This is a genomic window from Myxococcus sp. AB056 (genome assembly GCF_006547365.1).
Classification (GTDB): domain Bacteria; phylum Myxococcota; class Myxococcia; order Myxococcales; family Myxococcaceae; genus Myxococcus; species Myxococcus virescens.
On sequence record NZ_VHLB01000055.1, the window covers coordinates 1 to 17168 of the forward strand.

Genomic DNA, 17168 nt, shown 5'->3' on the forward strand with positions numbered 1-17168 from the left:
GGATTGGGCGGAGGGGCGGGCAACGTCCACCGGCGGTTGCGGCAGTTCGAGGCGCTACGGCAGGCGTCCGTGTGTCTGGGGCTCGCTCGCCGCTTGGTGGCGGCGAAGCTGGAGGGGCAGCTCCGCTTTTTGCTGCGCTCCTCGCGCGGTGACTCGGAGTCGCGTCAGGTGCTGGCCTCGGCGGTGCGGGACCTCCGGGCGTTGCTGCCGAAGTGCGAGGAGGCTCCGTCGCTGGAGGTGCTCCTGGGGTTGGAGGGCGCGGGCGCGGCGCGGTACTTCGGCGCGCTGCCGTACCTTCAAGGCGACGACGTGGACACGCGGCTGCGCTTCGAGGGGCGCAACCGGCGGCCTCCGAGGGACCGGTTCAACGCGGTGCTCGGCTTCTTGTATGGGCTGGTCCACCGGGAGGTGGAGGCGGCCATCCGGGCGGTGGGGCTGGATGTGGCGTTTGGCTTCTACCATCAGCCCCGGGGCACGGCGGGGCCGTTGGGGCTGGATGTGATGGAGCTGTTCAGGGTGCCGCTGGCGGACATGCCGCTGGTGGGCTCGGTGAACCGGCGGGCGTGGGACGCAGACGCGGACTTCGAGGTGACGTCCGAGCACGTCTGGCTCAGCAAGGCGGGGCGGGCGAAGGCCATCGAGCTGTACGAGCGGCGCAAGCGGGAGACGTGGAAGCACAACGTGCTGGGGTACTCGCTCAGCTACGCGCGGCTGGTGGAGCTGGAGGTGCGGCTGCTGGAGAAGGAGTGGACCGGCAAGCCGGGGCTGTTCGCGACGTTCCGCTTGAGGTGAGCCATGGCCGAGCCGAGGCGTTGGTATTTGATTACCTATGACATCCGCGACCCCAAGCGGTGGCGGAAGGTGCATGCCCTGCTGAAGGGATACGGGGAGTGGCTGCAGCTCTCCGTGTTCCGCTGCTCGCTGACGGACCGGGACCGGGAGAAGCTGCGCTGGGAGCTGTCGCGGCGGATGGACGCCGTGGATACGTTGCTGGTGATTGGGCTGTGTGGCGGGTGCGTGGAGCGCGTGCGCGCCATCAACGCGAAGGAGGACTGGCCGGAGGAGCCCGCACCGTTCAAGGTGCTGTGAAGCAGGCGACAATCAAGCACCTCGCCGTGGCGGAGGCCCGCGACGGCGAAAGTGGCGGATTCCCCTGTCGTTTCATGGGGTTGGGGCTCTTTGACAGGTGAATAGGTGCATGATCGATGAAAAGCCGAGTGGTTTCATGGGGTTGGTAATTCTGGGTAGGGGCTGGGATGCACAACCTTGGTGAAGGAGGGGGAGGTGCTTGAAAAGGGGTTTGTAAGGTGCCGGAATTGCTGGGGGATTCAGGCGGGCTGTCCCGCTCGCCGTGATGCCGAAAGGCGTTGAGCACCTGCGCCCGTCGAAGCCCACCGAAGACACCGGGCCCGGTCCCGCTCGCCGTGATGCCGAAAGGCGTTGAGCACCGCGGAAACTGGTCGGTCCCGCTCGCATCCACGGTCCCGCTCGCCGTGATGCCGAAAGGCGTTGAGCACCGGCTCGGATTGGCTACGGGCCGCAGCGCGGGCACCTGTCCCGCTCGCCGTGATGCCGAAAGGCGTTGAGCACCGCCGCTACCAGTCCCAGGACACGCAGGACAGACCCAGTCCCGCTCGCCGTGATGCCGAAAGGCGTTGAGCACATGTCCAGCTGCTGGCGGAGCCTCCGGGCGTTGCTGTCCCGCTCGCCGTGATGCCGAAAGGCGTTGAGCACATTCACCCATTCTCACGCTTCCAGGCTTAACAGGGGTCCCGCTCGCCGTGATGCCGAAAGGCGTTGAGCACGAAAAGGGAGATGGCCTTACGGACTCGGAGCTTAGTCCCGCTCGCCGTGATGCCGAAAGGCGTTGAGCACTCTGCCTGGAGTGCAGACACGAGACCCTCCAGGGTCCCGCTCGCCGTGATGCCGAAAGGCGTTGAGCACCGCACGCTACGGGAGAGGCACTGACGCATCTTGTCCGGTCCCGCTCGCCGTGATGCCGAAAGGCGTTGAGCACTTCTGGCGCAAGTCGGGCGCCCTGGCGCTCGGCTTGGTCCCGCTCGCCGTGATGCCGAAAGGCGTTGAGCACATGGGGAGCGGCGTCGCATCGTTACTCCCGAGCAGGGTCCCGCTCGCCGTGATGCCGAAAGGCGTTGAGCACAACCGCTGTTGTCGACCCGCGTGCCGAGGAACACGCCTCGGTCCCGCTCGCCGTGATGCCGAAAGGCGTTGAGCACCTGGCCAACCCTCGCGCAGCATCTCCACGGCGATGTCCCGCTCGCCGTGATGCCGAAAGGCGTTGAGCACTTTCCTTCCAGCGCTGCGGCTTCGGACCGCTTCGCCTCGGTCCCGCTCGCCGTGATGCCGAAAGGCGTTGAGCACTCGAACCAGACGCGGATTGTCTTGTCGCCGCGCATCCGGGCGGTCCCGCTCGCCGTGATGCCGAAAGGCGTTGAGCACAAGGCCACGTCCAGGGTCTGGGTCTCCGAGCAGTAGTCCCGCTCGCCGTGATGCCGAAAGGCGTTGAGCACTGGTTCCGGCCTCCTCAGTTCATGAATGCCCTGAGCGTCCCGCTCGCCGTGATGCCGAAAGGCGTTGAGCACACTGGAGCAATCGCCAGGACAATCGAGAGGATGGTAACGAGTCCCGCTCGCCGTGATGCCGAAAGGCGTTGAGCACTTCATCGTTTCGACGTCCTTTCGTGTGTGACGGGTCCCGCTCGCCGTGATGCCGAAAGGCGTTGAGCACACGAAAGCGCGGAACTCCATGCCGGGGCTGCCCCACCGGTCCCGCTCGCCGTGATGCCGAAAGGCGTTGAGCACGCGCAACCATGATGCTTAGAGGGCCAGGACTGGAGTCCCGCTCGCCGTGATGCCGAAAGGCGTTGAGCACCCTGAGCAGTCGCCTCACACTCAGCCACATAAGACGTCCCGCTCGCCGTGATGCCGAAAGGCGTTGAGCACATTCCGTTCGGCAGGACAAAGTCAGGGGTGTAGCGGCGTCCCGCTCGCCGTGATGCCGAAAGGCGTTGAGCACTTTCCCAGGGGGGTTCGAGGGCTCCCACCTCAGAAGTCCCGCTCGCCGTGATGCCGAAAGGCGTTGAGCACGCGAAGTCCTGCAGGTGGACGGGCCGCCCCTGCGCCGTCCCGCTCGCCGTGATGCCGAAAGGCGTTGAGCACTTGGTCCACGAGGCTGCGAGTCCTTCGATTTCACCTGTCCCGCTCGCCGTGATGCCGAAAGGCGTTGAGCACCCGATGGGGCGGGCGCGATGAAGCGCGCGCTGACCTTCGTCCCGCTCGCCGTGATGCCGAAAGGCGTTGAGCACCCATAAATCGGCGTCCGGCCACCGGTGGCCATCGAGTCCCGCTCGCCGTGATGCCGAAAGGCGTTGAGCACACGCGACCGACGAAGAAGCCCGAAGCCAGGCCGAGAATGGTCCCGCTCGCCGTGATGCCGAAAGGCGTTGAGCACGGCACCCAGAGGGGGACCGACAGCACACCGGCGGGTCCCGCTCGCCGTGATGCCGAAAGGCGTTGAGCACCTCCTCCGAGCGTCAGGGCTGTAGTCAATTCACAGTCCCGCTCGCCGTGATGCCGAAAGGCGTTGAGCACCTTGGCGCCGCCATTGACACCCTGGTGGCTGGCGCGGTCCCGCTCGCCGTGATGCCGAAAGGCGTTGAGCACCAGACGTCCTTCAATGGGCCACTGGGCGGCGCGGCAGGTCCCGCTCGCCGTGATGCCGAAAGGCGTTGAGCACCGGGGCCTCCGGCGGCGCGTCGTCACCCCAGCCCGGCGCGTCCCGCTCGCCGTGATGCCGAAAGGCGTTGAGCACTACTTCGCCGCGTCGTTCACGTTGCCCGCGTTCCCCAGTCCCGCTCGCCGTGATGCCGAAAGGCGTTGAGCACCTCTGGTGGACGGTGAGAACGTCCCCCGTGCTCGGGTCCCGCTCGCCGTGATGCCGAAAGGCGTTGAGCACTACCTTTCCGGGTCCACGTAGTTGACCCCCGTGTTGTCCCGCTCGCCGTGATGCCGAAAGGCGTTGAGCACCGAGCCCTCAAGGTCGAAATACCCAGAGGCATCCGCCGGTCCCGCTCGCCGTGATGCCGAAAGGCGTTGAGCACTCCATGACCCCCGCGAGTGCAGGCGCCTTCGGCAAGGTCCCGCTCGCCGTGATGCCGAAAGGCGTTGAGCACCCTCCAGACCGTTGGGGGACTCCACTTGGGTATGGTCCCGCTCGCCGTGATGCCGAAAGGCGTTGAGCACGCAGGGTTCCGAAACGTTGTAGACACGAACAGGCTTGTCCCGCTCGCCGTGATGCCGAAAGGCGTTGAGCACTCGGGAGCCAACGTGCTGGACCCAGGCCACACTGTCCCGCTCGCCGTGATGCCGAAAGGCGTTGAGCACAAGCAGACGGAGATATGGGCGAAGTACCAGCCTGGAGTCCCGCTCGCCGTGATGCCGAAAGGCGTTGAGCACCAACCCTTCCTCGACATCTCCGAATTCGGCCTTCAGTCCCGCTCGCCGTGATGCCGAAAGGCGTTGAGCACGGAGCTTCTGGCAGAATCTCTCCGGTCGTGATGACGGTCCCGCTCGCCGTGATGCCGAAAGGCGTTGAGCACAGATTGCTCAGGCGCTCCTCGTAGACATCGAAGAAGTCCCGCTCGCCGTGATGCCGAAAGGCGTTGAGCACTCTTTGACTGTCTCGACGACTTCACGCGCAGCGGCGGCCAGGTCCCGCTCGCCGTGATGCCGAAAGGCGTTGAGCACGCCCAGCGCACTACTCCGCCGGCGGGGCTTGGCACTGGTCCCGCTCGCCGTGATGCCGAAAGGCGTTGAGCACCCTACTAGCTGGTCGTCGGAAAGCTCATATCCGTTGTCCCGCTCGCCGTGATGCCGAAAGGCGTTGAGCACTGACACGTTGGTCCGGAGATTTACCTTTAGTTCGTCCCGCTCGCCGTGATGCCGAAAGGCGTTGAGCACGCTACTCCCTGGACCACGTGGGGAGCTGCCGGTGAAGTCCCGCTCGCCGTGATGCCGAAAGGCGTTGAGCACCGCCCCTGGGGATTCGAGAAGACAAACCGAATATCGTCCCGCTCGCCGTGATGCCGAAAGGCGTTGAGCACCGAACGCGCAGTAAGCGCCAACAGGCTCCACGCAAGTCCCGCTCGCCGTGATGCCGAAAGGCGTTGAGCACAGCTTCGCCGCGCACCTCGAGCAGGTCGACCGCGTCCCGCTCGCCGTGATGCCGAAAGGCGTTGAGCACACATATTCGTCGAGAGACAGCTTGAAGAAGCTCTGGGTCCCGCTCGCCGTGATGCCGAAAGGCGTTGAGCACTCGGCCGGGCGGTGCCCTCCACGGGAGGGGGCTGGTCCCGCTCGCCGTGATGCCGAAAGGCGTTGAGCACTTCCTGCCGAAGCAGTGCAACGCAGTGGACTTACGCGGTCCCGCTCGCCGTGATGCCGAAAGGCGTTGAGCACCGCGTGTCCTTACCGGTGTGCGCGATGAAGTCCAGGAGTCCCGCTCGCCGTGATGCCGAAAGGCGTTGAGCACTGTTTGGGTTGGTCAACAGTGCGGACCCCAAGCGTGTCCCGCTCGCCGTGATGCCGAAAGGCGTTGAGCACTACAACTCGCCCAACGACTTCGCCACGGCCTACCTCCTGGGTCCCGCTCGCCGTGATGCCGAAAGGCGTTGAGCACCCGTTGGGAAACGGCACCAGGGTATTCAGGGTCGAACCCGTCCCGCTCGCCGTGATGCCGAAAGGCGTTGAGCACCCAGGTGTCGCGCTTTCCGGCTGGCTGACCAAGGTCCCGCTCGCCGTGATGCCGAAAGGCGTTGAGCACAGTCGTGCAGGGCTACGTGTCTTGCTCCCCTCGCCTGTCTCGCTCGCCGTGATGCCGAAAGGCGTTGAGCACGCTCAGGCGTCGAACTGCCGCGGAGGATGTCCGTGGTCCCGCTCGCCGTGATGCCGAAAGGCGTTGAGCACCCGTCCCTCCCGAACGACTCCATCAGGTTCAGCGTCCCTCTCGCCGTGATGCCGAAAGGCGTTGAGCACCTCGAAGCCATCCTCGCCGCGCCGCAGGCCTGGGTGGTCCCGCTCGCCGTGATGCCGAAAGGCGTTGATCACGCAGCAACGAGGGGGATGATCTCTTGCTTGATACGTCCCGCTCGCCGTGATGCTGAAAGGCGTTGAGCACAAGGTTCTCGGAGCGGAGCTCATGGGCGGAGACGTCCCGCTCGCCGTGGTGCCGAAAGGCGTTGAGCACGCAACTGGCGCGGACTGGCGTAGAAGGAGCCCAGGAGTCCCGCTCGCCGTGATGCCGAGAGGCGTTGAGCACGCATTGGCGTAGTTGATAATGAGGGGCACGGTAACGGTCCCGCTTGCCGTGATGCCGAGAGGCGTTGAGCACCTGTTCGTGATGGTGGCGGAACGCGGATTCAGCGTCCCGCTCGCCGTGATGCCGAGAGGCGTTGAGCACTCCAGCTCCACCTTGCGCATCTGGGACGGGCCCGGGGTCCCGCTCGCCGTGATGCCGAGAGGCGTTGAGCACCCGCAGCTCCCGCCGCATCCTTCGGGGCCGCAGGATGTCCCGCTCGCCGTGATGCCGAGAGGCGTTGAGCACACGACAACGGGTTGACCGCCACGGGGCCCACGGGAGTCCCGCTCGCCGTGATGCCGAGAGGCGCCTGGTGCCTCCGCCTCGGGCAAACCTCACGAGGTTCGATGGCCTCTTCGCTCCAGGCGATGAACTGCGGCCATTTCTGGTGCCCCAAGCAGGTGTGAAGGGGGCCATCGCGGGCTGCGCGGCCTGTCCACCGGCCTGAAGCATCCCTCGGGCGGCTTTGTCAGCGCCTCTCCTCGGACCCTCTGCTTCCTCCCCTCCACGGGGCCCCTATCACTCTCATGGAGCATCGGGAGGCGGCCGTAGTCAGACAAGAGGGGCGTCATGAACGCCCCTTGCTAGCCCGCAGAGTCTTCAGCGGAAGCCAGGTGTCGTCCTCCATCTCTTATGTCTGGGTATGGCGGCTCCCTACCTTCCTACGAGTCAGCCATTAGAACTAGAATCACGGCAGCAGTCCAAGGGGGGAATATGGTGCTGGTGGACGTATGGGAAGAGCATCTTGACGAAGCCTCCTTTCACTGGGAGCAGTGGGAGCGAGCCCTGGTGGCTCCCGACTTCACGCTGACGGAGACTGCGGAGCGCGAGGAGCGCCTGCTGGCCCACCTCGAAGGCCTGGGGGATGCCGCTGCACTCTCCCTGGTGTTGCGCCCAGCCTTCGGCTCCGAGGAGCGTTCACGCCAGAGCGCGGCGACGTACGCATTGTTGTCCCTGGGTGGGCTGGATGAATCGCTTGCACGATTCCTGGGGGCGTCGACGGAGGCTCGCGCCGGAATCCGCCGCGCCTTGGAATTGAGCGAGGCTCCCGGCCTCGGCGCACAGCTGAGGGAGGTGCTGAAGAGAAACGACTTGGACGCGCAGGCCCACGTCCTGGAAGCGTTGGTCTTCCGCCAGGAGGTGCCACGGGAAATACTGGCACGCTTCTTCACGCACGATGAGCCCCGAGCGCGAATGACGGCCCTACGTGCGGCAATGCCCCTTCCCGAGGATGCCGTGAGCAGGTTGTTGCCGGCGCTGCTGGACTCCGCCCACCCTGGCATCCGTGCGGCCGCGATGGAAGCGGGCTTGGCATCTGGCGTGCGGCTGGCCTGGGACGCGTGTCGCAAGGCGGTGCAGCGCCGCGAGCCGGGCATGCCCGAGGCTCTCACGCTCCTCGCGATTGGCGGCGCAGATGCGGACACTGCCCTGTTGGTGGAACTGCTGCAGTCACCAGATCTGCGTCCAGATGTCCTATGGGCACTGGGATTCAGTGGACGCGTGCGGGCCGTGGAAGCCTGCCTGGAATACCTTGCGGAGCCCTCGGTGGCGCGCCTGGCCGGCGAGGCCTTCTCCTCCATGACGGGCTTGCTGCTGGAGGGCGCATATGCACTGCCGCCAAGGTCGCATCCCGAGCCATCGGATGACCCGGACGCAAGCCTTGAGCCCAAACCTGAGGATGACTTGCCCTGGCCTCACGTGGCCGCCATCACCGCGTGGTGGAGTGAGGCACGCAAGCGCTTCGACAAGGGCGCGCGTTATTTGCTGGGACAACCCTTCAGCGGCTCCGTCCTGGTGGACGCGCTGGAATCCAGCCCCATGCGGCGCCGGCACGTTCTAGCGCGCGAGCTGGCCATTCGCACTCGCGGCAAGCACGTCATCCCGACGCGCGCCTTCTCCCTCCGCCAGCGCGTGGCCCTTGCGAATGCCCGAACGGACTGCGCGCACATGCGGGACGTGCCACTCATCCATACCCTGCGTTGAGGCCAGGAGCGATACGCAATGCCCGCCCTCAAGAACTTCACCCCGTTCGCGGCCACGGACTTCCTTTCCCTGACGAAGCAGGGCGAGGAGTGCCTCGTCCTCGTCGTCGCGGGCAGCTTCACCCTCCCCCCGCCCGGGCGGCTTGCCACCACGCCGTTGTCCCCGTGCGACGAGCAGGTTCCTCCACCGAAGGCCGACGCGTATTGGGGCGAGCCCGAAAACTCGAGCCTCCGCTACGAGTCTCAAGCCGCATACACCCGGATGGCGACCGATGTGCTGCTACACGGCCGTGCGTGGGCACCCCGAGGCCGCAAGGTGACACGAACGCTGGTGACGGTGCGGGTGGGCGCACTGGAGAAGCAGGCCCTCATTTCGGGCGCACGCGTCTGGTACCGGAGCCTCGTGGGTCTGAGCGCGTCGGACCCGCTGCCCTTCGAGTCCGTGCCGCTTCAGTACGAGTACAGCTTCGGCGGTACCTCCGCGGCCTGGCGCGAGGCGCGAAACCCCGTGGGCCGGGGCTGCTACGAGAGCGCGAAGGACGCCATCGACAAGCCTCTCCCCGCCATCGAGGAGCCCCTGCATCCCATCCACAAATGGACGGACCGGCCGCCGCCGTGTGGCTTTGGCCCGGTGGCGCGACACTGGCAGCCTCGCCTCGGGTGGGCGGGGACGTACAACGGGGCGTGGGTGGAGCAGCGGGCGCCGCTCTGGCCCGAGGACTTCGACGAGCGCTTCCTCCAGACGGCACCCCAGGCGTTGCAGGCCTCGCCTCACCTCCGCGGCGGGGAACTCGTGGCGCTGGATGGCGTCTCACCGGACGGCCCCATCGCATTCACGCTTCCCTCGTTCCGTCTGCTGGCGCGCTGCACCTTTGTCCGGCGCCGTGAGCGTCGGCGCATGATGCTAGACACGGTGTTGCTGGAGCCGGAGGAGCGCCGGGTCGTGCTCACCTGGCGCGCGACCTTCCCTGCTCACCGAGAGCTGGCCACGCACGAGGTCAGCTCCGTGCGGTTGCTGGAGCCCTGGGAGGACGTCTCGTGAGCGGCGAGCTGGTGGTGGGCCTCGGCATGTGTACGCCCGTGGGTACTTCGACGCGGATGACGCTCGCATCCCTGCGCGCGGGACTCGTGCGCTTCGCCGAGACATCGGTCAAGGACGCTCTGGGCGAGCCCGTACGCGCTTCGCGACTGAGCCTGCTCACACCGTCACTTTCGAGGACACGGCGCATGGCAGCCCTGGGACGGCAGGCGCTCTCGGAGCTCCTCCCATTGTTGACAGGCCTGCCCGGTGGGCCCCTGCCGCTGTATCTCGGATTGCCCGAAGTCGGCATGGGAGCGGAGGTACAGCAGGAGTCGATGCTGGCGGATTTGCTGGCGGACACGGGAGGACGCCTACGGGTGGTGAAGACGTACGCGGCGGGGCGGGCTGCATTCTTCGAGGCCCTCACCGCGGCTCAGGCGGACCTGCGCTCCGGGAAGGCAGGGGCGCTTGCATTGGTGGGGGCAGTGGACTCGCTGGGCGACCCCACATCGCTGGAGGACCTGGTCTCGGCGCGGCTGACGCTGGGCCCAGTCAACCGGGACGGGAGGATTCCGGGCGAGGCCGCGGGATTCGTCGCCCTGGCACGCCCGGGCGCGACGACGTCACTGGGACTGGAGCCCCTGGGCGTGCTGCACGGGACGGCGCTGGGCGTGGAGCCAACCCCGTTCACCCAACAGGCTCCCAGCATGGCGGAGGGCCTGACCAATGTTCTGCGGCAGTTGCGGCAGAACAGGGAGGCTGGGGCACGGCGGGTGGATGGGGTCCTGGCTTGTCAGCCGGGAGAATCCTTCTGGGGTACCGAATTTTCCCGAGCGTACCTACGCAACACAGCCCTGATGCCCGAGCCCCTGTGCGTGGAAGTGGCGGGAGAGGGACTCGGGGACGCAGGCGCGGGCGCGGGCCCCGTCATGCTGGGCGTGGCGCTGCACCGGGCGCGGTGGAAGCAGCGCGGTGACCGCAGGACGCTCATCTACGGAAGTTCCGATGGAGGTCGCATCGGAGCGTGCATCGTGGAGCTGATTCCGAGGAACTGAGGAGGAGCCATGACCAAGGTCTTCGCCAATGGGCGCTCGATTCTGCATAAGGGGGCAGGCAACACGCATGTTTCGGCGGCGCCGGATGTCTGCAAGGTCCCGACACCGGCAGGGCCGGTGCCTACGCCATTCGTCAACTCTGCCCAGGACTCAATGCTCGCGAAGGGGAGCAAGAAGACGACGATTGAGGGCAACCCCGTCGCCTTGACGAGTTCCGAGCTGAGCACCAGCTCCGGCGACGAACCGGGCACGGCCGGTGGACTCATCTCTTCCAAGTTCAAAGGAAAGATGACCTGGGGCAGCGGCAGCATGGATGTGAAGGTGGAGGGCAAGGGCGTGGTGCGATTCCTCGACCCGACGCTGCACAATGGGAACACCTTCAACACGAGCTTCATTTCCGCAGGGGGCACCGGCCTGGTCTATGGCGACGACCCCGTCGACGGGAACATCAGGTGCCCCAACTGCAATGAAGACAAGGCCGAGCATCGCCTGCCAGAAACCCACCTTTCGCTGACACAAGCCAGGAAGCTTCTCCGGGAGCTGCTGAAAGTGACCCGAGAGAAGAAGCTTTCGACCCTCAAGGCAGACATCGACGAGGATGGTTCGGAAGTCTTCAGGGGGTACATGATTGGCGTACTCATTTGCAGGCTCAATCATAAAATCTACGCCGCAATGTCCGGCTCTTACTATCTCGATGGATTTGGCGAGGCCGTCAACCGGCTGCAAACCCAAGATGGGAGATGGAGCCTCTGCCAACCACTCGCCAAGGGTGCGCTGATAACCAATCCCAGAGGCGACGAAATTCCCCTGAGTTCGTTCCGCCAAAAGAAGATTGGCAAAAACCTGCCCGGTGTCTGCGCGGGACCACAGCTCGTCCAGAAGGCGCTGCGGGAGGGACATATCCCCTCTTCCATGTCCGAGCTCTGGTTCCGTCCACGAATCCTGAAGCGCTTCAAGCAGCCTGGCGTGACGGTCACAGTCGAACATCTCCGGAACGGAGAGTACGTCAAGAGGGACTTCCGACACCGCGAGAGCGTTCCCTCGTGCGACACCTGCAAGGTGGTGTTGACGGAGATGCTCTGCGACATCAACAAGAAGTCATGCTGAACTCTCTCGCTCCCGTTTGATGCCCTACGCCATGAAAGAACTGCTCAAGTACATCAATGGATTCGAACCCGCATTTTCCGGTCAGGCCCAGGGAGCGTCGGCAGTGGAGGTCTCCCGGCTCGAGAGCCTGCTCAAGCGGCCTCTTCCCTCCCACTACAAGGACTTCCTCTTCAGCATGGGACGAAGCATGGGAAGCCTCCGCGAGGAAGATACCGACTTCGCCATCGGTCGGATCCTGAAGTTCTATGAAACGAGCAAGCGGCGTCCCCCTCGGAGGTACATCTTCATTGGCGCCCAGCTCGTGGACACCTACGGAAGGTTCTTGCTCGACTGCGGGGAGGCCACGGAGCAGGTTGACTGTCCTGTTGTCCAGGCGGACCCAGAAGAGCCGTTCAAGAACGAGGACCATATCGTTCCCCTGTATGGTTCCTTGAAGGACATGCTCTTCCTGATGGCCTTCAGCAGGAAGCGGATGGCCCTTCTGGAGCATCGGCGACGGTTCCTCCCTTCACTCGTGAGCAGCGGAACGGGGAATGTCCGAATCGTGGCTCCCTCCTTGGTGGGAGCCATCGACGAGACGCTTCTCCAGCTCGGCTTCCAGAAGCTGCCCTATACCAGCCCACTGACTCCGCTCTACGAGCGCGGTGACGCAGCCTTCTACGTCGACCGTTCTTCACAGGGAGGGGGACTGTCCGCCGAGTTGGCGGCACGAGATGAGCGAGAATTCGGGAGGCTGGTCGAAGTCATCCAGGATTCTACGACTCTTGTATAGTATTACCCGGTCAGGTGCACCAAGCGCGGTCGCCCCGTGTTGACGGATACGGGCGCCGTTGCCATCCCAGAGGACGGCAAGTCCCGCTCGCCGTGATGCCGAGAGGCGTTGAGCACAACGCGACCTGCGGCGTCTCTTTGTATCCGTGCACCGTCCCGCTCGCCGTGATGCCGAAAGGCGTTGAGCACCGGCGTCTCTCCGGTGGCCGTCTCCAGCAGGGCTGGGGGGCCCGCTTGCCGTGATGCCGAAAGGCGTTGAGCACTTCTCGGAGGCGACGTCACCCGGCTTGCCATCGCGTCCCGCTCGCCGTGATGCCGAAAGGCGTTGAGCACTCCATGTTGGAGATCAGGACGGTCTTCTTCTTCGAGGTCCCGCTCGCCGTGATGCCGAAAGGCGTTGAGCACATCTCCGCGGTAAAGGCCTCCGCGCGCTCGGCGCTCGGCGCTCGGCGCCCGGTCCCGCTCGCCGTGATGCCGAAAGGCGTTGAGCACTCGCCAACCTGCGCCGGATTTCGGAGGACGTGACACCGCGTCCCGCTCGCCGTGATGCCGAAAGGCGTTGGCTGTCCTATCAGAAGATCTTCATTGTAGCCTGGGCCAGCCATGAACGCAGCGCCTCGCCTTCAACCCGGACGGGAGCGTTCTCGTGACCCAGATCAATCCAGGAGGCCTGGGTCGCCTGTAATCCGGAGGCGCCGCGGAGATCTGCCCCAGAAAGCCTCGCTCCATGAAGGACCGCGCCTTCCAGATGCGCATCTCGGAGATTCGCGGACGCGAGGTTGGCACTGACCAAGTAGGCGCCTTGAAGGTCCGCGCCTTGAAGGTCCGCGCCTTGAAGGTCTGCTTCGCCGAAGCTGGCTCGGAGCGCGTTCACCTGCGTCAGAATGGCCCCTCGAAGGAGCGCATAGTCCAGGTTGGCCTTTGAAAGCTGCGCTCTGGAGAGGCTGGCGCCGATGAAAGATGCGGACGCAAGGTTGGCGTGGGCGAGCTTCGTCCTGTCCAGGATGCATCCATCCAAGCGCGCCCCAGGAAGCGCTGCCTCCGATAGATCTCTCGACGACAGGTCGAGTAAGGACAAGTCAGCGTCCTCCAGGTGGAGGCGCTTGCCGTTCTGTCCCCCGGAACGCAGCCATTCGGTATGCCAATCCAATGCCTTGATGAACTCCGCCTTCATGGTGTTCATGCGCTCGTCCGTATTCGTTCTAGGGAAACCACAAGATCCTGGACGAAACTGAAGGACCCAAGGCGTCTATCGCGTTTCGCAGCGCTTGAACGTGCTGCGCACTCATGTTCTCGGTGTTGAGAATGACGTTCTCACCACGAGCCAGTTCGGCTTTGATCTTGTCAAGGTCTCGTTCAAGTGAGAAGCCACCCTTCCTGGGCGGGAATCGAGAGTCAAAAGTCTTGATATCCCATTTGATACCTTGGGAGTCAACGAACTCTGACTGCCCCGTTGGGTCCCGTTTGATGGGTGCTGGGAGTCGTCTCCGCTCCTCAAGTTCAAGGCCCACTTCCGCCTCACGACGTGTCTTGGGGGTGGCCTTCCCTCCCTGCGCCGGGTCGCTGGCCAGTTCTTCAATACGAGCTTCTCTCGGAAGGCCTCCCGTCGGATTCAGCGCTGTGGCGGCCACGGCATTGGGGACGACTCCCACAGTGAGAATGCCTTCTGCCAGGGAAACCGAGCGAACGCCGCCCGACATCGCTGCTGACAGTTGGATGCCCGCGTTCGTCTCCGTTGCCAGGGCGGCACGCGCGAAGCCCGGAAGCATCGGACCCTTCGAGGCCATGTTCGCGGCCCCTCCGCCCAACGCAGCCGTCAGCGCCAGGATGAGGACTCGCGCACCATTGGCGCCCATGACTCTTCCGAAGTGGTGTCCGGCGTCCTCGAGTTGCTCAAAGGATACGGCGTGCTCCGTGTCTGATGACAGTCGTTGCCAGCCCTTCACGAGGTTTGAGAATGCGTCCAGGCCGATGTACGCGATGACGTATGTTGTCAGGGCAATGGCCACGAGCTTGGTGACAGGCTCGGGGGCCACGACGAGGACCATGTAGGCGGCCATTGCCGAGGTAATCATCGCTTTGAGGACCAGTGGGTTGACGACTTCCTTCACCGCCTCCTCCACTCCTTCCCACACGCCGTCCCAAGCAAAGGACAGGGCCATCTTCCGCCGCATCTTGGCGTCCAGGAAGGTGAAGCCATCCTCCAGCAAGGAGAGGCACTCGCCCGGATTGTCTTGTTGGGAGCACCACGCTCCATAATCTCTCCCTTGGGGACGCGACTCCGAACCCCACGAAGCGAGATGTACACGTGGGCGGACCTCCTCCTCGGATCGTAGAGAGAAGCGCATCTCCAGCACGAGTCGGGTCATCGCCTTCTGGAATGCCCCCGAGTCCACGACGATGGGCTCCCCGCGCTTCGGCGGAGTGTAGACAATGGGTGCGCCTGCTCCCGTGTCCAGGCGCACGATCCGGGGCGTCGCGCAGCCCATCATGAGCCATCCGACCAGCAAGATGCTCCCCCAATGTAGATTCATAGTGTCCTCCGAGTCGTCCGCCCGCGAAAAGGGATCTGAGGAGTGGCATTAGCATTTGAGCCCGACATCCCTCATGCCGGACCCCACGCACGAGGACAGCGCTTCAGTTCGCAAGGAATTAGCCGTTCAGCAGTGGGTGGCTGCTCGAAGGGGCTGCTGGAGGGTGGACCGTAGGCGGGACGGCGCTCGCATGCTGGATGTCCCACCTTCCTGAGCCATGGCACCTCCCCTTCCAAGGGGCCGACTGAATGATGCGATTCCGCGAGGGGGGCGAGAGGAAGTCCTATTCTACCAACCTCGGCGAGCGGTTGAGCCCCTTCTATCCGAAGGATGCTCGCATTCCGATGGGCCCGAAGCACCCGGGCATCAAGCTGTCGGCCCTGATTGGCAATGAGCGGAGCATGTTGAGTGTCTCCTCCTCGCTCAAGGAGGCTATCCAGAAGCACTGCGCGAACGAGATTGAATCCCTCCCATTCACGCTCTACGACCACTGCAATCGCCCCCACCGCGAGGGCAAGTCGTCGCGGGGCATTCGTCCGCAGTGAGTCCTGGCGGCACTCCTTTCGCCGCGTTGCCCTCCGCAACCAGCGGTTGCATCGAAAATGACGCAGGATGCGAGTGTTTGGCTGTTCCTGCTTGGCCTGAGTCGGTCGTTGACGCAAGCGGAACCACCTGGCGGTCCATGGGCACGCGGGCACGAGATGAACAAGCGCCCCAACGCGCCACCGTTCTGGTGGTCCAGCCAGGACCCCTCCTAGTACCGGCAACAGTGGGTCATCATGCTTGGCTGGCGCGTGCTCACCAGTGGCTCCAACCCCATGTACAACTGGGGCTCGCTGCGCTGAAACACGTACTCTACAGGCCCTGCGCCGGAGGACGGCTCAGGCACCCGCGGCGGCGACCTCGGCCCAGAGCGTGTCGCCTTCCAGTACCTGGTTCAGCGGCGCGCGTTGCTCGGAGACACGCAGCAGCACGGCGGCGAGCTGGTCCAGGTGGATGGGCCGCATGTTCCGCAGTGGAGGCAGGCGGGTGAGGGCGCGCAGCACGGGGTTGATGTGGTGGTACTCGCCCTCGAAGGCGGGCGGGCGCACCACCGTCCAGGGGATGCCGCTCTCTCGCACCAACCGCTCCGCCTCCGCCTTGGCCTTGAGGTACGCGCCCACCGGCCGGCCCGCGCCCACGGAGCTGAGCAACACCAGGTGGTCCACCCCCGCGCGCCTGGCGGCCTCCACCAACTGCCGCGTGGTGCCGATGTCGCTCGTCTCATACGTGTCGCCCGACCCGAAGCGCTTGCGCATGGTGCCAATCAACTGGAGCACCGTGGTGCAGCCGCGCATCCTCTCCACCAGCGCCTCACCGTCAGACAGCTCCACCACGGCCTTGTGGGGCCAGGGGCGGACCATGTCACTGTCCGCGCTCTTGGGTCGCACGTGCGCGAGGACAGGCGGCGCACCGCGAGACAGCGCCTGTCGCATCAGCGTGCGGCCCGTGGCACCCGTGGCACCAGCGACGAAGAGATGACGAGAGGGCGTGTTCATGAGGGCGGACTCCGGTGGAGATGGGCAGCGCGTCGTGCGGGCCCGAGCGATGACGCGGGCTGTCGGCTCTTCATCACACTGCGTCGTGCGAGCCCAGCGCGGCGTGGCGCTCCGTGTCGAAAGAGGCACACGCCGCGCCCCCAAGCCGGGTGTTGAATAACCATCGATAGACAGTCACCCGATGGGTTGAGGCCCTGTCCTCCAGGCGATACATTGCCGCGCCTTGGAAAATCCCGAACCCCTTGTATTCCAGCAGAGCTTCCAGGGACTGCTCCGCGCCCTGGGAGATGACCTGGATGACGCGTGCGTGGGCCGGCTGCGCGAGGCGGGCCTCGATGCGCGAGGCTCGCTGGCCCTGGCCTATCCCTTGAAGGTCTGGGTGGCCGCGCTGAAGGTCGCGGCGGCCACGCTGGCACCGGAGGCGCCGCTGGACGAGGCCGCCGCGGTGGTGGGGCGGCGCTTCGTGGAGGGCTTCAGCTCCACGCTCATCGGCAGCGCGCTGCTCGGCACCGTGCGGCTCCTGGGGCCGCAGCGCATGCTGTCGCGGATGACGCGCAACCTGCGCACGGGCACCAACTATCTGGAGACGCACATGGAGCAACTGGGGCCCACCCGGTATGAGCTGACCTGCCGGCCCGTGGTGGTGGCGGGCTTCTATGTGGGGCTCTTCCTGGCGGGGTTGGAGGCCAGCGGGGCGAAACACCCCTCGGTCCAGATTGTCCGGAGGGAGGGCGAGGAGGCGGTGTACGACATCGCTTGGAGCTGAGCATTGACGGGGAGGGCGT

13 protein-coding genes and 1 CRISPR repeat array are annotated in these 17168 nt (G+C 65.2%); of the genes, 10 read left to right on the forward strand and 3 right to left on the reverse strand.

The genetic code is table 11. The annotated features are described in order from the left end of the window. From cas1 to FMP39_RS22855, 8 genes are all read left to right on the forward strand, one after another. The coding region (cas1, locus tag FMP39_RS22820) for a type I-MYXAN CRISPR-associated endonuclease Cas1 (protein WP_141592376.1) at positions 1-792 on the forward strand (792 nt) is incomplete at its 5' end. Between the two features lie 3 nt (positions 793-795). Beyond that, entirely contained in the window at positions 796-1089 is a 294-nt protein-coding gene (gene cas2, locus FMP39_RS22825; RefSeq protein ID WP_011557178.1) for a CRISPR-associated endonuclease Cas2, read from the forward strand. A gap of 250 nt (positions 1090-1339) precedes the next feature. Beyond that, positions 1340-6692: direct repeats of the CRISPR family, unit length 36 nt; unit sequence GTCCCGCTCGCCGTGATGCCGAAAGGCGTTGAGCAC. Positions 6693-7008: 316 nt separating this feature from the next. Continuing rightward, a complete protein-coding gene (locus FMP39_RS22830; RefSeq protein ID WP_228558245.1) occupies positions 7009-8358 on the forward strand; it encodes a TIGR02270 family protein in 1350 nt (449 codons plus the stop codon). Between the two features lie 18 nt (positions 8359-8376). Next, positions 8377-9399: a DUF2169 domain-containing protein gene (locus FMP39_RS22835; protein WP_141592377.1), complete on the forward strand. Its 1023-nt coding sequence runs from the start codon at positions 8377-8379 to the stop codon at positions 9397-9399. Continuing rightward, a complete protein-coding gene (locus tag FMP39_RS22840; RefSeq protein WP_141592378.1) occupies positions 9396-10433 on the forward strand; it encodes a 3-oxoacyl-ACP synthase in 1038 nt (345 codons plus the stop codon). The genes FMP39_RS22835 and FMP39_RS22840 overlap by 4 nt, the downstream gene beginning before the upstream one ends. Before the next feature lie 9 nt (positions 10434-10442). Then, on the forward strand, positions 10443-11540 hold the full coding sequence (locus FMP39_RS22845) for a DUF4150 domain-containing protein (protein WP_141592379.1): 1098 nt from the start codon (positions 10443-10445) through the stop codon (positions 11538-11540). Between the two features lie 31 nt (positions 11541-11571). Next, positions 11572-12312, forward strand: coding sequence for an SMI1/KNR4 family protein (locus tag FMP39_RS22850; protein ID WP_228558246.1), 741 nt, complete (start codon positions 11572-11574; stop codon positions 12310-12312). A 308-nt stretch (positions 12313-12620) separates the two neighbouring features. Continuing rightward, entirely contained in the window at positions 12621-12836 is a 216-nt protein-coding gene (locus FMP39_RS22855) for a hypothetical protein (RefSeq protein WP_194858526.1), read from the forward strand. Between the two features lie 46 nt (positions 12837-12882). Here the strand turns inward: FMP39_RS22855 and FMP39_RS22860 are convergent, their stop codons facing one another. Together FMP39_RS22860 and FMP39_RS22865 are read right to left on the reverse strand one after the other, a co-directional pair. Next, the gene (locus tag FMP39_RS22860; protein WP_141592383.1) at positions 12883-13494 is read right to left on the reverse strand and encodes a pentapeptide repeat-containing protein; all 612 of its coding nucleotides are present in this window, start codon (positions 13492-13494) and stop codon (positions 12883-12885) included. Between the two features lie 19 nt (positions 13495-13513). Further along, positions 13514-14521, reverse strand: coding sequence for a hypothetical protein (locus FMP39_RS22865; RefSeq protein ID WP_228558247.1), 1008 nt, complete (start codon positions 14519-14521; stop codon positions 13514-13516). 572 nt (positions 14522-15093) lie between these two features. Here FMP39_RS22865 and FMP39_RS22870 point away from each other — a divergent pair. Next, positions 15094-15390: a hypothetical protein gene (locus FMP39_RS22870; protein WP_228558248.1), complete on the forward strand. Its 297-nt coding sequence runs from the start codon at positions 15094-15096 to the stop codon at positions 15388-15390. Positions 15391-15726: 336 nt separating this feature from the next. On the opposite strand, the gene FMP39_RS22875 is transcribed toward FMP39_RS22870, so the two are convergent. Next, positions 15727-16383, reverse strand: a complete 657-nt coding sequence (locus FMP39_RS22875; protein ID WP_141592385.1) for an SDR family oxidoreductase — start codon at positions 16381-16383, stop codon at positions 15727-15729. 223 nt (positions 16384-16606) lie between these two features. Between FMP39_RS22875 and FMP39_RS22880 the strand changes: the two genes are divergently transcribed. Further along, entirely contained in the window at positions 16607-17149 is a 543-nt protein-coding gene (locus FMP39_RS22880) for a DUF2378 family protein (RefSeq protein WP_141592386.1), read from the forward strand. Positions 17150-17168 lie beyond the last annotated feature (19 nt).

Bases quoted from the DNA above. Each gene is read 5' to 3' on its own strand.
- cas2 (WP_011557178.1), top strand. From the start codon at position 796: ATGGCCGAGCCGAGGCGTTGGTATTTGATTACCTATGACATCCGCGAC.
- FMP39_RS22835 (WP_141592377.1), top strand. From the start codon at position 8,377: ATGCCCGCCCTCAAGAACTTCACCCCGTTCGCGGCCACGGACTTCCTT.
- FMP39_RS22860 (WP_141592383.1), bottom strand. From the start codon at position 13,494: ATGAACACCATGAAGGCGGAGTTCATCAAGGCATTGGATTGGCATACC.
- FMP39_RS22870 (WP_228558248.1), top strand. From the start codon at position 15,094: ATGATGCGATTCCGCGAGGGGGGCGAGAGGAAGTCCTATTCTACCAAC.
- FMP39_RS22845 (WP_141592379.1), top strand. From the start codon at position 10,443: ATGACCAAGGTCTTCGCCAATGGGCGCTCGATTCTGCATAAGGGGGCA.
- FMP39_RS22850 (WP_228558246.1), top strand. From the start codon at position 11,572: ATGAAAGAACTGCTCAAGTACATCAATGGATTCGAACCCGCATTTTCC.
- FMP39_RS22830 (WP_228558245.1), top strand. From the start codon at position 7,009: ATGTCTGGGTATGGCGGCTCCCTACCTTCCTACGAGTCAGCCATTAGA.
- FMP39_RS22875 (WP_141592385.1), bottom strand. From the start codon at position 16,383: ATGAACACGCCCTCTCGTCATCTCTTCGTCGCTGGTGCCACGGGTGCC.